Raw genomic sequence first — 13,187 nt, 5'->3', positions numbered from 1 at the left:
CGCTACGCCGCATCTTGCCATGCAGCACGACCAGGCCGTGGGGATATCCGGCACCCAGGTGGAGCTCTCATCTCTACGTCACTGCCGAACAGATGGGCTGTCTCTTCCGATTGGGTAGGCCGGGTTATTGCCTTATCCTGCGCTGCCGTTTCGGCCGCGCACAGGTATCAGCCATGCATCACCCGACCGTTCTTTTCGACCTCGACGGCACGCTCACCGATCCGCGCGAGGGCATTACCCGTTCGGTGCAGTTCGCGCTGGCCAAGCTGGGCATCGACGAACCGGATCTGGCGGCCCTGGAGCATTTCATCGGCCCGCCATTGTTGCAGTGCTTCATGGCCAGCTACGGGCTGGACGAAGCCACCGCCTGGCAGGCGGTGAACCACTATCGCGAGCGCTTCAAGGTCACCGGGCTGTATGAGAACCGGATGTTCGCAGGCGTGCCGAGCCTGCTCGACGCGCTGCAGGCGCAGGGACGCACGCTGTACATCGCCACCAGCAAACCCACGGTTTTCGCCGAGGAGATCGCCCGGCACTTCGGTTTCGACCGCTACTTCAAGCGCATCTATGGCAGCGAGCTGGATGGTACGCGTACCAACAAGGTGGAGCTGCTGGCGCATCTGCTGGAGTCGGAGGGCCTGGCACCGGGCTCGGCGCTGATGATCGGTGACCGCAAGCACGACCTGATCGGCGCACGCAGCAACGGCGTGCAGGCGGTGGCGGTGGGTTACGGTTTCGGCAGCCGTGAGGAGTTGCTGGGTGAGGCGCCGGCGTTCCATTTCGAGACGCTGGAGGCGCTGCATGGAGCCTTCATGGGCAACGCCCCCGGGGTGGCTCAGTCGTTGCGCTGATAGATGATCTTCCTGGTGCCGCCGTCGCAGCTGCCCACCACCATGCTCTGATCCTGGACGTCGTCGTTGGCAACGATTTCCAGGGTGTAGCTGGGCACATTGTTGGCCTGAATCTTCACTTCGATTTCCTGCTTGAGCTCCTCGCAGGGTTTGGGCGCCGCCAGCGCGCCGCCTGCAAGCATCAGCAGGGCCAGGGCAGGGATCATCCGTTGCATCGCGCGTATCTCCAGGGTTGTGGGTGACCTGTGAGGTTGGACTGGCAGATTGCCCGGCAGTTCTAGTCGTCACCCTGCAGGGCGGTCAGTTGCGCATGGCGTTGTTCGGCGGGCAACTGGCCCAGAGCGGCGACGGCGGCGTAGAAGGCCGGCCAGTCGCGGCCTTCGCGGGCAAACAGCGCGGCGAAGGCGGGCACCCACTGGTCGTAGAGGCCGAAGGGCAGCAGCTTGGCGTTGTTCAACGGGGCGTCGATCCAGGCGTCATAGCGGCCCTGGCCGCCCCACTCGCGTTGGCGCAACCTGTGGTAGTCGTGGCGCAGGCGGGCGAATTCGGCCTGTTTGGCACTGCGCATGGCCGCTGCCGGCAAGTCGCGGGCGTAGAGCAGGCGCAGGCGTTCGCGGCTGGCCAGGACCAGTTCGACGAACTGCTGGCGCTGATGGTCGTCGCTGGCGGGGGGCGTCTCCCCACGGGATGTGTGCCACTGGCGCAGGCCCTCGCGCTCGACGAAGGTGGCGAAGGACTCGTTGAAGGCGGTATCGCCCGGCAGGTAGAACTGCTGGTGCGCCAGCTCGTGAAAGATCACCGCGACCAGGCGCTCGTCGTCCCAGCGCAGCATGCTGTTGAGCAGCGGGTCATCGAACCAGCCCAGGGTGGAGTAGGCCTCGACGCCGCCTATGTAGGTGTCCAGCCCCTGCTGGCGCAGCAGCGCGGCGGCGCCACGGGCGCGACCCTGCTGGTAGTAGCCGCGATAGGCGACGCAGCCGGCGATGGGGAAGCAGTGCAGCTCCGGGTCGAGGGAGAACTCGGGCGTGGCGAACACGTTCCACACCACGAAGGGGCGCTTGAGGTCGGCGTAGAGCCGGTAGCTACGGTTGTCCGGCAGGCGCAGGCTGGCGCTGGCGAAGTCCCTCGCCTGCTGTGACAGCGCCAGGCGCCTGGCCAGTTCGGGTGTGGTTTGCGGGTCCTGCAGCAGTCGCTCGACGGGCTCGCGGGCCTGCAGCAACTGCCACTGGCCCTGGCCGAGATGGGCGTAGTAGTCCAGGGTCGAGCAACCGCCGAGCAGCAGCGCGAGCAGCGGAACCGCGAGGCGGCGCAGAATGTCGATGGAGAAGGTGTCGGGCATGCGCTCACGCTAGCCGATCCGGATGGTCGGTGCCTAGGCTCCGGATGAAAAGCGCCGCGACAGATGGCTCTACTATTTCCCTGGGACCGGCCCGCGCACGCTAGGCTGGTGCCCGAACCCAAGATGGAGGTCGACATGCGCGCCCTGCTGGCTGTTCCCGTTCTGCTGACACTCGGAGCCTGTGCTTCGCCGTTGCCCAAGCCCGATCCCCAGCAGGCCTGGGTCGAGCTGTACGCCACCGCCGATACGCTGTTGATGGCCGACCGCCTGGACGGCGAGCGCTGGCCGGATGGTCGTTACTTCCAGGTCACGCCCGGCAAGCACGAGCTGGAAACGCGCTTTCAGTTCGAGGTGCGCGGCGGCACGCTTGGCATGCAGAGCGAGCCGTTGCGCATGACCTGCGAGATTCGTCTGCGCTATGACGGCTTCGCGCCGGGCCAGCGCTACCGTGTCGAAGCCAGGCCGCTGCTGATGAAGGCGCAGGCCTGGCTGTACGACGATCAGCGCAACGTGCTGGCGCGAGGCGAGGTGCTGCGCTGCGGCACAGGGATCTAGCCGCAAGCGGCTGGCTCAGTCCTCCAGCACCGCTTCCAGCGTGATCTTGGCGTTGAGCACCTTGGACACCGGGCAGCCGCTCTTGGCGGTCGCCACGGCCTGTTCGAAGGCGGCGCGGTCGGCGCCGGGGATTTTCGCCCGCAGCGATAGGTGCACGGCGCTGATCTCGAAACCGCCATCGACCTTGTCCAGCGTCACTTCTGCCTGGGTATCGATGCTCTGTGCGGTCATCCCGGCGTCCCCCAGCTCCTTGGACAGCGCCATGGAGAAGCAGCCGGCGTGGGCCGCGCCGATCAGTTCCTCGGGGTTGGTGCCGGGCTGGTCGGCGAAGCGGGTGTTGAAGCCGTAGGGCGAATCCCTGAGCGCGCCGCTCTGGGTGGAAAGGGTGCCCTTGCCGTCCTTGATGCCGCCCTGCCAGTGGGCCGATGCAGTCTTTTTCATGTGCGCTCTCCCATTGCTTGCAAGAGGCCGCCAGTCTGGCGGCCTTCCTGCATTCAGAGGGCGCGCATGCGCACAAGTTCGAACTCAGTCGCGTTGCAACTGCGCGAGAATGTCGAAGGCATGCAGGCGATCAGCGAAGTCGTACATGTCGCAGGTGAAGATCAGCTCGTCCGCCTCGGTCTGCTCCAGTAGCTGCTCCAGGCGCTGGCGCACCGTGTCCGGACCGCCGATGGCGGCCAGGCCGAGGAATTCACCGACGGCCTGGCGTTCGTGCGGCAGCCAGAGGCCCTCCATACTGGCGACCGGCTGGCGCTGCACCAGGCTCTGGCCACGGACCAGGGCGAGGATGCGCTGGTAGGCGGAGGTCGCCAGGTACTGCGCCTGTTCGTCGCTGTCGGCGGCCAGCAGCGGCACGCCGAGCATCACGTAGGGCTTGTCCAGCACCGCCGATGGGCGGAAGTGATTGCGGTAGATCCGGATCGCTTCATGCAGGTAGCGCGGTGCGAAATGCGAGGCGAAGGCGTAGGGCAGGCCCTTCATCCCGGCCAGCTGCGCGCTGAACAGGCTGGAGCCCAGCAGCCAGATCGGCACCTCGGTGCCGCTCCCGGGCATGGCGATCACCCGCTGGCCCTCCTCGCGCGGGCCCAGGTAGGCCTGCAGCTCCTCGACGTCCCTGGGGAAGTCTTCCGCGCTGCCATCGCGGCTGCGGCGCAGCGCATGAGCGGTGTACTGGTCGGCGCCGGGCGCGCGGCCCAGGCCCAGATCGATACGGCCGGGGTAGAGCGTGGCCAGGGTGCCGAACTGTTCGGCGATCACCAGTGGCGCATGGTTGGGCAGCATCACGCCGCCTGCGCCCAGGCGAATGCGCGACGTGCCGGCGGCCAGGTAGCCGATCAGTACCGCCGTGGCGGAACTGGCGATGCCGTCCATGTTGTGGTGCTCGGCGACCCAGAAGCGTTCGAAGCCGAGGCGTTCGACATGCCGGGCCAGGGCCAGCGAGTTGTGCAGGGCCTGGGCAGCGTCGCCGTCGTCACGAATCGGCGCCAGGTCCAGGGTGGAGAGCTTGATCGAGGCCAAGCGGCTCATGGGGAGTCTCCTCAATGCGTGGCCGGCTACTCTAACCCCTCGGCTTGCGGGGGCGCACGCCACGCGGGAGCATAGTCATCATCGACGTGGCTGATGCGCAGCGGGGCGTCACCTCACCCGGCGCCGTAGCGGGCGCGATACTCGCCCGGCGTCAGGCCGGTCCACTGACGAAAGGCGCGGAAGAACACGCTGGGTTCGGAGTAGCCGAGCAGCCAGGCGATTTCCGTCGCGGGCAGGCGCCCGTCACGCAGGTGCTGCTCGGCCAGTTGCCGGCGCGTGTCGGCGAGCAGTTGCTGGTAGCTGCAGCCTTCGTCGGCCAGGCGGCGTTGCAGGGTGCGCTCGCTGAGAGCCAGTGCCCGTGCCAGTTCGGCGCGGTCCGGCTCGCCGTGGGCCAGCTGTTCGCCCAGCAGTCCGATCACGCGGGCGCTCAGGCTGGCGCTGGGCAGGCGGGCGAGCAGGGCTTCGGCATGCTGGCGCAGCAACTGCTGCAGTGGCGGGTTGGCCTGGATCAGCGGCAGCTGGCACAGATCGCGCGGCAGGACGATGGCGTAGTCGTCGCAGGCGAAGTGCAGCGGACAGTCGAACACATCGTCGTAGGGCGCGAGGTCGCCCGGCTGCGGATGACGAAAACGCACGTCGAGCAGGCGAAAGCCGTCCAGCAGCGGCAGGGTGGTCTGCACCCAGCAGGCCATCATCGCCAGCACGCGGATGCGGGTCGCCGGGTGCTGGGGGTACAGCGGGCGATAGAGCAGCGAGAGCGTGTCGTCCTGCTCCTCGACCTGCAACTCGCCACCCTCGCCGCCGAGACGCTGGTAGCGCAGCGCGGCGGTCAGCGCATCGCCCAGCGTCGCGCTGCTTTGCAGCAGGTAGCTGAGGACGCTGAAGGGTCCGGGCGTCAGGTTGCGTCCCAGCAGCAGCCCCGGTTCCGGGTGTTGCAGGCGTCTGTCCAGTTCGAGCCACAGCGCTTGCTGGGCGGCGAAGGGAATGCGCGCATCGGGGTCGACGAGCTGCTCGTCGTGCAGTGCGCAGGCGTCCAGCAGGGGCTGGCGCTCGAGGCCGAGGCGCGTGGCGGCGTGCAGGATCGCCTGGGTCAGGCTGGCGCTGACCGAGGCCTGCGTGGGGGCGTTGGGCGGGTTCGACATCCGTCGATTCTGCCCAATGCCGGCAGTGGGCGATAGCCCGGCTTCACACACGCCGTTACCAGCGATTGTTCGACAGCGCGTGCATATTCGCCGCGAGCGGTTAGACTTCCCACCCGGACGTCGCTCACAAGGCGCGCTCGCTCAAAACAACAGAGAAAAAAGGAGATATCCCATGAAAGGCAAATCCTTGGCATGGGTCCTGTCCGCCGCGCTCGCGGGTACTGCCCTGAGTGGCATGGCACAGGCCGAAGAGAAATTCGTCACCATCGGCACCGGCGGCCAGACCGGCGTCTATTACGTGGCCGGTCAGTCCATCTGCCGCTTCCTCAACCGTGGCTCGGCTGAGCACGGCATCAAGTGCAACGCGCCGGCCAGTGGCGGCGGCGTCGCCAACGTCAACGGCATTCGCAGCGGCGAATTCAACTTCGGCATCATGCAGTCCGACCACCAGTACAAGGCGCTCAACGGCCTTGCACCGTTCGAAGCCGAAGGGGCGATGAGCGATATCCGCGCCGTCTTCTCCCTGCAGAGCGAAGTGTTCACCATCCTCGCCCGTCGCGACGCCAACATCAAAGGCTTCGATGACCTCAAGGGCAAGCGCGTCAACGTCGGCAACCCGGGTTCCGGTCAGCGCGACACCCTGGAAGAAATCCTCGCCGTCAAAGGCTGGGACCGCTCCGCCTTCGCCCTGGCTGCCGAGCTGAAGCCGGCCGAGCAGGCCAGCGCCCTGGGTGACAACAACATCGACGCGATGACCTACTTCGTCGGTCATCCCAACGGCGCGATCCAGGAAGCCACCACCACCACCGACGCCGTTCTGGTTCCGGTGACCGGCCCCGAGATCGACAAGCTGCTGGCCGAGAAGACCTACTACACCAAGGCCGAGATTCCGGGTGGCCTGTACAAGGGCAACGATCAGGCGACTCAATCCATCGGCGGCAAGGCCGTGCTGTCCACCAGCGCCAAGGCCGACCCGGAAGTGGTCTACCAGCTGGTCAAGTCGGTGTTCGACAACATCGATCGCTTCAAGCGCCTGCACCCGGCATTTGCCGACCTGAAGGAAACCGACATGATCAAGGTCGGCCTGACTGCCCCGCTGCACGAGGGCGCCGCACGCTACTACAAGGAGCGTGGCTGGCTGTAAGCCTGCCTGGCGGCTAACAAAAAACCGCGGCCTCTGCCGCGGTTTTTCGTTTTCCGGCGCCTGGTTCAGCCCTGTGGGGCAAGCAGGTCGGTCGCCAGACTCTGCAGGCGCGTCAGCAGTGCCTGCTGCGCGGCCGAGGGTGTTTCATCGACACGCCGCAGCAGGTACAGCGTCACCGGGATGTTGGGCTCCAGCGGGCGGGCCTGGACATCGCCCAGGTTGCCGGACAGTGCGGTGAAGGGGTCGACCAGCGCCAGCCCCTGTCCCGCTGCCACCAGCATGCGGGCCAGCTGGTAGGTCTGCACCGAGATATCGATGCGCGCGGGCGGCTGCAGCTCCTCGATGTGTCCGCGCAACAGACCGCCCAGCGCGTCTCGCGTGTCCAGGCCGATCAGGCTCAGGCCGGCCATGTCTTGCAGGCGTATCGATGTCGAGCAGGCCGCCTCGCTCCACCAGCCCGGCGGCGCGATGGCCATCATCCGGCCCTGCGTCAGGACCTCCGTATGCAGATCCGGGTGCTCGACGCGTTGCAGCGTCAGGCCGAGGTCGGCTTCGCGCAGCAACAGGGCCTGGACGATTTCACTGGTGTGCTGGGTCGCGAGGTCGCAGCGGGTCTGTGGATACTCGGCGCGCCAGCCGCACACCACATCGGGCAGCAGGGTCTGCGCCAGGGTGGGCGTGCAGACGAGGCGCAGCGCCCGTTCTTCTCCACGGCGCAGGCTGGCCGATAGCCGCCGCAGGTCCTGCAACTCGGCAGACAGCCGCTCGGTCTGCTGCTGCAGTATCCGCGCTTCCGCAGTGGGCAGCAGCTTGCCGCGCACGCGGCTGAAGAGTGCGAACCCCAGCTGCTGCTCCGCATGCTGGAGAATCTTGCTGGCGGCCGGCTGCGAGATGTGCAGCAGCTCGGCGGCAGCCGTGAGGCTGCCAGTCTGCAAGACCGCCTGAAACAGCTCGATATGACGTAGGCGCATGATCCGTTCGTGCTCCAGCGAGACTGGCTGGAGCATAACCTGGGGTTATGGGCTGCCACTATCTTTTCATTGGTCGCCCGCGCCAGGCATCCATACCCTGAATTCCATTCGGATGCGGGAGATGGATGATGCGGGTCGCGGTTATCGGTGGTGGCGTGATAGGCCTGACCACCGCCTATGCGCTGGTGCGCCAGGGCTATCGGGTCGATTTGATCGAGCAGCGTGATGAAGTGGCGCTGGAGACCAGCTTCGCCAATGGCGGTCAGCTCAGCTATCGCTACGTTGCGCCGCTGGCCGATGCCGGCGTGCCGCTGCAGGCGTTGTCGTGGATGCTTCAGGGCAATGCGCCCTTGCGCTTCCGGCCCAGCCTGAACCCCCGTCAGTGGCACTGGTGCCTGCGTTTCCTGCTGGCGTGCCGGCGCTCGGTGAACCAGCGCAATGCCGAACACCTCCTGCGCCTGGCGCTGTACAGCCAGTCGGTGCTGCAGGAATGGCGTGAGCACGAGCTGCTGGACGATTTTTCCTGGCGCGCCAACGGCAAGCTGGTGATCTACCGCAACGCGTCGAGTCTGCACAAGGCGCAGGCCGGGGTCGACCCGGCCCATCAGCGTCTGCTCGGCGCGGAGCAGTGCATCGAGCTGGAACCTGCCCTGGCGGCGCTGGCCGGACGCTTCAAGGGTGGCATCTTCGCCGCCGGCGACGAGGTCGGTGACTGTCATCAGTTCTGCCGCCAGCTGCTGCGCAAGCTGCGCGGCCATCCGACGTTCCGCCTGCATACCGGGCAACGCGTCAGCGGGCTGCCGCTGGAGCGCGGCAAGGTCCGGGCCGTGGCGCTGGCGGGCAAGGAACTGGAGGTCGATCAGGTGGTGGTGGCTGCGGGCATCGGCAGTGTCGAGCTGCTTCGCCCGCTGGGATTGCGCCTGCCGATCTATCCACTGAAGGGCTACAGCCTCACCCTGCCGTTGGCCGACCGCGCTGCGGGACCGGAGACCAACGTCACCGACTACGACAACAAGGTGGTCTACGCCCGTCTCGGACAGCGCCTGCGGGTCGCGGCGATGGTCGATATCGGCAGTTGGGACGCCAGCCCGGATCCGGGGCGGCTGGCCGCGTTGCAGCGCTTGGCCCAGGCCAGCTTCCCCGCTGCGGGAGACTATGCCGCCGCCGAGACCTGGGCGGGCATGCGTCCGGCGACGCCGGAGGGTACGCCGCTGCTGGGCGCCAGTGGTATCGACAACCTCTGGCTGAACGTCGGCCATGGCAGCCTGGGCTTCACCCTGGCCTGCGGCAGCGCCGAGGCCGTGACCCAGCTGATAGGCCGGCAGCGCCCGGCGATCTCTCTCGAGGGGATGAAGCTGGCCTCCTGAGAACCCCTGAACAACCCCATGACCCCGTAGGAGTTTGCCATGCTCGTGCAACGCATCCAGACCAATGCGCGTCTTTCCGGCGCGACGATTTTCGCCGACCTGGTGTTTCTTTCCGGTCAGGTGCCGACCGATCGCAGCCAGGATGTCGCGGGCCAGACGGCCCAGGTGCTGGACAAGATCGATGCCCTGCTGGCCGAGGCCGGCTCGGATCGCAGCCTGCTGCTCAGTGCGCAGATCTGGCTGAAAGACATCGAGAAGGACTTTGCCGCCATGAACGAGGTCTGGAGCCGCTGGCTGCCGGCCGGCTGCGCGCCGGCGCGTGCTACGGTCGAGGCGCGTCTGGCCTCCGCCGACGTACTGGTCGAGATCATGCTGACAGCGGTGCGCAAGCCCGCGTAACTGCCGCATTGGTTCCATCGATGGTGCCGGCGCTGCCGGCCCGTCTGCCGTTCGAAAAACAAAAACACGAGGACGTTGATATGCAGCAACATCGAATCATGGGTCTGTTGGCGTGCGTGCTGGGCAGCAGTCTGCTGGCCAGTCCCCTGGTCGCCGAAGAGCGCTACGTGACCATCGGCACGGGCGGGCAGACCGGGGTCTATTACACCGCCGGTCAGTCGATCTGCCGTTTCCTCAACCGCAGCGGTGCCGAGCACGGCATCAAGTGCAACGCCCCATCCTCCGCGGGCAGCGTCAGCAACATCGCCTCGATCAAGAGCGGTGACTATGACTTCGGCTTCATTCAGTCCGATCACCAGAACAAGGCGCTGACAGGCCAGGCGCCGTTCGACAAGGACGGCGCGGTCGCGGACCTGCGCGTGGTGTTCTCGCTGCAGAGCGAGATTCTCACCGTGGTCGCCCGTGCCGACAGCGGCATCCAGAGCTTCGCGGACCTCAAGGGCAAGCGGGTGAACATCGGCGTGCCAGGCTCGGGTAGTCGCGACACCTTCGATGAGGTGATGCAGGCCAATGGCTGGGGCAAGTCCGACTTCGCGCTCGCGGCCGAGCTGAAACCGGCAGAGATGGCGGCGGCCCTGGGGGACAACAACCTGGATGCCATCACCTATGTGGTCGGCCATCCGAGCGGCGCCATTCAGGAGGCGATGGCCACGGTCGATGCGCGGCTGATTCCGGTCACCGGTCCGGGAGTCGACAAGCTCTTGGCCGAGGCCAGCTACTTCACCCGGGCGGACATTCCTGCCGGCCTCTACCCCGGCGTCAACGAGGCCATTGCGTCCATCGGCGGCAAGGCCGTGCTGGCGACGTCGGCAAAGACCGATCCCGAGGTCGTCTATCAGCTGGTCAAGTCGGTGTTCGACAACCTCGAGCGCTTCAAGCGCCTGCACCCGGCCTTCGCCGATCTGCGTGCCGAGGACATGATCAGCGCGGGGCTGACGGCACCGATGCATGAGGGCGCACTGCGTTTCTACAAGGAGAAAGGCTGGCTCTAGGCCGGGTGGAGAGAACCTGGCAGAGCTCTAAACTCTTCGATAACGGGCGCAGTTGAGTTTGTATAGGTAAACTGCGTGCCTAGAGACCCGTTCACAGGGTCGAAAAACCGAGCCCCTCCGTCAACGAGGGGCTCGCCGTTTTATCAGAATGACAACGTAGGTGTACCTCCCTATGGCCGAAAAACAACTCTCCACCGAGGAACTGATCGCCCAGGACGTCGGCGCGCGTTTGCCCGTCGGCCCGATGGCCCAGGTGATCACGGGCCTGGCGCTGCTCTGGTCGCTGTTCCAGTTGTGGATCGCCTCACCCCTGCCGTTCATCTTCGGTTTCGGTGTGCTCAACGACACCCAGACCCGCGCCATTCACCTGGCCTTCGCGTTGCTGCTGGCGTTTCTCGCCTACCCGGCGTTCAGAACCTCGCCACGTGATCGCGTGCCGCTGCTGGATATCGCCCTCGGTCTGGTCGCCGCCGCCAGCGCCGCCTACCTGTTCATCTTCTATCAGCAGCTGGCCCTGCGCCCCGGCAGCCTGACCACGGGCGACCTGGTCACCGCCTGCATCGGCATCCCGCTGCTGCTGGAGGCGACCCGCCGCGCGCTGGGCCCACCCCTGGCGATCATCGCCCTGGTGTTCCTCGTCTACAGCGTGGCCGGCCCCTGGATGCCGGGGCTGCTGGCGCACCGTGGAGTGAGCTTCCATGCCCTGGCCAACCACCAGTGGATCACCACCGAAGGCGTGTTCGGTATCGCGCTGGGTGTGTCGACCAGCTTCGTCTTCCTCTTCGTGCTGTTCGGCGCGCTGCTGGAACGAGCGGGGGCCGGGCACTACTTCATCCAGCTGGCGTTCAGCCTGCTCGGTCACTTCCGCGGTGGTCCGGCCAAGGCCGCGGTGCTGGCGTCCGGCCTGACCGGGATGATCTCCGGCTCGTCGATCGCCAACGTGGTCACCACCGGCACCTTCACCATCCCGATGATGAAGCGCACCGGCTTTTCCTCGGAGAAGGCCGGCGCGGTCGAGGTGGCGTCGTCGGTCAACGGCCAGATCATGCCGCCGGTGATGGGCGCGGCGGCCTTCCTGATGGTCGAGTACATCGGCATGCCCTATGTCGAGATCATCAAGCATGCCTTCCTGCCGGCCGCGATTTCCTATATCGCGCTGCTCTATATCGTGCACCTGGAGTCGCTCAAGCTCGGCCTGCAGCCCATCGGTGGGCATCAGCCCAAGCCGTGGCTGCGCCGCCTGACCGGTTTCGCCTTCGGTGCGGCGCTGATCAGCGGCCTGTCACTGGCCGTCTACTACGGGCTCGGCTGGCTCAAGCCGGCGCTGGGCGAGTACGCCCTGCCGGTGATTGGCGTGCTGCTGGCGGTGGTCTACCTGGCCCTGCTGAAAGTCGCCGCCAGTGTGCCGGTGCTGCCGGCCGAAGACCCCAACGCGCCGCTGGAAGAGCTGCCGCAGACCCGTGCGGTGCTGCTCTCCGGCCTGCACTTCCTGCTGCCGGTGGTGGTGCTGGTCTGGTGCCTGATGATCGAGCGCCTGTCGCCCGGCCTGTCGGCCTTCTGGGGCAGCGTGATGCTGATCATCATCCTGCTCACCCAGCGTCCGCTGCTGAGCTGGATGCGCCGCGATGGCAGCCATGACCACGGCACCTTCGTCGACGGCGTGGTCGATCTGCGCGAAGGCCTGATCGCCGGTGCGCGCAACATGATCGGTATCGGCATCGCGACCGCTGCCGCCGGCATCATCGTCGGCGCGGTCTCGCAGACCGGTGTGGGCCTGGTGCTGGCCGATCTGGTCGAGCTGCTGTCGATGGGCAACCTGCTGCTGATGCTGATGCTGGTGGCGGTGTTCAGCCTGATCCTCGGCATGGGCCTGCCGACCACGGCCAACTACATCGTGGTGTCCAGCCTGCTGGCGCCGGTGGTGGTGGCGCTGGGGCAGCAGAACGGTCTGATCGTGCCGCTGATCGCGGTGCATCTGTTCGTCTTCTACTTCGGCATCATGGCCGACGTGACCCCGCCGGTGGGGCTGGCCTCGTTCGCCGCGGCGGCGGTGTCCAAGGGCGACCCGATCAAGACCGGCCTGGTGGCGTTCTTCTACAGCCTGCGGACTGCCGCCTTGCCGTTCCTGTTCATCTTCAACACCGACCTGTTGCTGATCGACGTGGACTTCTGGCACGGCGTGCTGATCTTCATCGTCGCGACCATCGCCATGCTGATCTTCGCCGCCGGCACCCAGGGCTTCTTCCTGGTACGCAGCCGCTGGTACGAGAGCGTGCTGCTGCTGGTGGTCGCCTTCAGCCTGTTCCGCCCCGGCTTCTGGATGGACATGGTCCACGACCCGTATCAGGACATCCCGCCGGCGCAGTTGGCCCAGGCGCTCGATGGCGTCGAAGATGGCAGCTCGCTGCGCCTGCGTATCCGTGGCGAGGATGCCGTTGGCGATCCCCGCGAGTTCAGCCTGCTGCTGCCGGTACCGGACGGTGCCACGGGTGAGGAACGCCTGCAGAAGCTGGGCCTGAACCTCTACGAGGAGGACGGCAAGGTGCTGGTCGACAGCGTCGCCTTCGGCAGCATGGCGGCCGATGCCGGCCTGGAATTCGATCAGCAGGTCCTCAAGGTGCGTGCGCCGACCGACCGCTGGGTCAAGGAGCTGATGTGGATTCCGGCCTTCGTGCTGTTCGGCCTGATCGTGCTCCTGCAGCGTCGTCGCCAGGTGCCGCAGGCGGCGTAACCGGCTCGACCCGACCACGACAAGGCAGCTTCGGCTGCCTTGTTCGTTTATGGCCGATGGCCAGGTTGATAGACTCGCCGGCCTGACCATTCGGACAACAAGGATTCAG

General features: G+C 66.5%; 13 protein-coding genes. 7 read left to right on the top strand and 6 right to left on the bottom strand.

Features of this window, described 5'->3' with window-relative positions; translation table 11 throughout:
• Nucleotides 1-173: 173 nt before the first annotated feature.
• Entirely contained in the window at nucleotides 174-851 is a 678-nt protein-coding gene (locus JLK41_RS24480; protein WP_210390030.1) for an HAD family hydrolase, read from the top strand.
• Here the strand turns inward: JLK41_RS24480 and JLK41_RS24475 are convergent.
• The gene (locus tag JLK41_RS24475; protein WP_179555232.1) at nucleotides 836-1,066 is read right to left on the bottom strand and encodes a DUF1161 domain-containing protein; all 231 of its coding nucleotides are present in this window, start codon (nucleotides 1,064-1,066) and stop codon (nucleotides 836-838) included. The genes JLK41_RS24480 and JLK41_RS24475 overlap by 16 nt on opposite strands.
• 62 nt (nucleotides 1,067-1,128) lie before the next feature.
• Nucleotides 1,129-2,190 (bottom strand): aminopeptidase, encoded by a 1,062-nt coding sequence (locus tag JLK41_RS24470; RefSeq protein WP_210390029.1) that lies wholly within the window; start codon nucleotides 2,188-2,190, stop codon nucleotides 1,129-1,131.
• Between the two features lie 135 nt (nucleotides 2,191-2,325).
• Between JLK41_RS24470 and JLK41_RS24465 the strand changes: the two genes are divergently transcribed.
• Complete coding sequence (locus JLK41_RS24465) at nucleotides 2,326-2,745, top strand: PA0061/PA0062 family lipoprotein (RefSeq protein ID WP_134678245.1); 420 nt, start codon at nucleotides 2,326-2,328, stop codon at nucleotides 2,743-2,745.
• Nucleotides 2,746-2,760: 15 nt separating this feature from the next.
• Here JLK41_RS24465 and JLK41_RS24460 read toward each other — a convergent pair whose 3' ends face one another.
• The 3 genes from JLK41_RS24460 to JLK41_RS24450 all read right to left on the bottom strand — a co-directional run bounded on the left by JLK41_RS24460 (nucleotide 2,761) and on the right by JLK41_RS24450 (nucleotide 5,414).
• Nucleotides 2,761-3,186 carry an OsmC family protein gene (locus tag JLK41_RS24460; protein WP_134678246.1) on the bottom strand — a complete coding sequence of 142 codons (426 nt, stop codon included), beginning with the start codon at nucleotides 3,184-3,186 and terminating at the stop codon, nucleotides 2,761-2,763.
• Between the two features lie 84 nt (nucleotides 3,187-3,270).
• A complete protein-coding gene (locus tag JLK41_RS24455) occupies nucleotides 3,271-4,272 on the bottom strand; it encodes an LLM class flavin-dependent oxidoreductase (protein ID WP_150607118.1) in 1,002 nt (333 codons plus the stop codon).
• A 113-nt stretch (nucleotides 4,273-4,385) separates the two neighbouring features.
• Nucleotides 4,386-5,414: an AraC family transcriptional regulator gene (locus tag JLK41_RS24450; protein ID WP_037054583.1), complete on the bottom strand. Its 1,029-nt coding sequence runs from the start codon at nucleotides 5,412-5,414 to the stop codon at nucleotides 4,386-4,388.
• Nucleotides 5,415-5,586: 172 nt separating this feature from the next.
• Between JLK41_RS24450 and JLK41_RS24445 the strand changes: the two genes are divergently transcribed.
• On the top strand, nucleotides 5,587-6,558 hold the full coding sequence (locus tag JLK41_RS24445) for a TAXI family TRAP transporter solute-binding subunit (RefSeq protein WP_037054586.1): 972 nt from the start codon (nucleotides 5,587-5,589) through the stop codon (nucleotides 6,556-6,558).
• Between the two features lie 65 nt (nucleotides 6,559-6,623).
• Here JLK41_RS24445 and JLK41_RS24440 read toward each other — a convergent pair whose 3' ends face one another.
• Complete coding sequence (locus JLK41_RS24440) at nucleotides 6,624-7,529, bottom strand: LysR family transcriptional regulator (RefSeq protein ID WP_210390028.1); 906 nt, start codon at nucleotides 7,527-7,529, stop codon at nucleotides 6,624-6,626.
• Nucleotides 7,530-7,657: 128 nt separating this feature from the next.
• On the opposite strand from JLK41_RS24440, the gene JLK41_RS24435 reads away from it, so the two are divergent.
• The 4 genes from JLK41_RS24435 to JLK41_RS24420 all read left to right on the top strand — a co-directional run bounded on the left by JLK41_RS24435 (nucleotide 7,658) and on the right by JLK41_RS24420 (nucleotide 13,078).
• Complete coding sequence (locus tag JLK41_RS24435) at nucleotides 7,658-8,896, top strand: D-amino acid dehydrogenase (RefSeq protein WP_037054587.1); 1,239 nt, start codon at nucleotides 7,658-7,660, stop codon at nucleotides 8,894-8,896.
• Nucleotides 8,897-8,935: 39 nt separating this feature from the next.
• The gene (locus JLK41_RS24430; RefSeq protein WP_037054590.1) at nucleotides 8,936-9,295 is read left to right on the top strand and encodes a RidA family protein; all 360 of its coding nucleotides are present in this window, start codon (nucleotides 8,936-8,938) and stop codon (nucleotides 9,293-9,295) included.
• Between the two features lie 80 nt (nucleotides 9,296-9,375).
• Nucleotides 9,376-10,347, top strand: coding sequence for a TAXI family TRAP transporter solute-binding subunit (locus JLK41_RS24425; RefSeq protein ID WP_047585207.1), 972 nt, complete (start codon nucleotides 9,376-9,378; stop codon nucleotides 10,345-10,347).
• Between the two features lie 172 nt (nucleotides 10,348-10,519).
• Nucleotides 10,520-13,078 (top strand): TRAP transporter permease, encoded by a 2,559-nt coding sequence (locus tag JLK41_RS24420; RefSeq protein ID WP_210390027.1) that lies wholly within the window; start codon nucleotides 10,520-10,522, stop codon nucleotides 13,076-13,078.
• Nucleotides 13,079-13,187: the final 109 nt, after the last annotated feature.

The sequence above is a fragment of the Ectopseudomonas khazarica genome, from assembly GCF_017915135.1.
GTDB classification, from domain to species: Bacteria; Pseudomonadota; Gammaproteobacteria; order Pseudomonadales; family Pseudomonadaceae; genus Aquipseudomonas; species Aquipseudomonas khazarica.
Note: the sequence above shows the minus strand (reverse complement) of the source record. Positions and strands in the feature narration are given on the sequence as shown.

What these genes read in the sequence shown, in the direction of transcription:
- JLK41_RS24480 (WP_210390030.1), top strand. Translation starts at nt 174, where the DNA reads ATGCATCACCCGACCGTTCTTTTCGACCTCGACGGCACGCTCACCGAT.
- JLK41_RS24475 (WP_179555232.1), bottom strand. Translation starts at nt 1,066, where the DNA reads ATGCAACGGATGATCCCTGCCCTGGCCCTGCTGATGCTTGCAGGCGGC.
- JLK41_RS24470 (WP_210390029.1), bottom strand. Translation starts at nt 2,190, where the DNA reads ATGCCCGACACCTTCTCCATCGACATTCTGCGCCGCCTCGCGGTTCCG.
- JLK41_RS24465 (WP_134678245.1), top strand. Translation starts at nt 2,326, where the DNA reads ATGCGCGCCCTGCTGGCTGTTCCCGTTCTGCTGACACTCGGAGCCTGT.
- JLK41_RS24460 (WP_134678246.1), bottom strand. Translation starts at nt 3,186, where the DNA reads ATGAAAAAGACTGCATCGGCCCACTGGCAGGGCGGCATCAAGGACGGC.
- JLK41_RS24455 (WP_150607118.1), bottom strand. Translation starts at nt 4,272, where the DNA reads ATGAGCCGCTTGGCCTCGATCAAGCTCTCCACCCTGGACCTGGCGCCG.
- JLK41_RS24450 (WP_037054583.1), bottom strand. Translation starts at nt 5,414, where the DNA reads ATGTCGAACCCGCCCAACGCCCCCACGCAGGCCTCGGTCAGCGCCAGC.
- JLK41_RS24445 (WP_037054586.1), top strand. Translation starts at nt 5,587, where the DNA reads ATGAAAGGCAAATCCTTGGCATGGGTCCTGTCCGCCGCGCTCGCGGGT.
- JLK41_RS24440 (WP_210390028.1), bottom strand. Translation starts at nt 7,529, where the DNA reads ATGCGCCTACGTCATATCGAGCTGTTTCAGGCGGTCTTGCAGACTGGC.
- JLK41_RS24435 (WP_037054587.1), top strand. Translation starts at nt 7,658, where the DNA reads ATGCGGGTCGCGGTTATCGGTGGTGGCGTGATAGGCCTGACCACCGCC.
- JLK41_RS24430 (WP_037054590.1), top strand. Translation starts at nt 8,936, where the DNA reads ATGCTCGTGCAACGCATCCAGACCAATGCGCGTCTTTCCGGCGCGACG.
- JLK41_RS24425 (WP_047585207.1), top strand. Translation starts at nt 9,376, where the DNA reads ATGCAGCAACATCGAATCATGGGTCTGTTGGCGTGCGTGCTGGGCAGC.
- JLK41_RS24420 (WP_210390027.1), top strand. Translation starts at nt 10,520, where the DNA reads ATGGCCGAAAAACAACTCTCCACCGAGGAACTGATCGCCCAGGACGTC.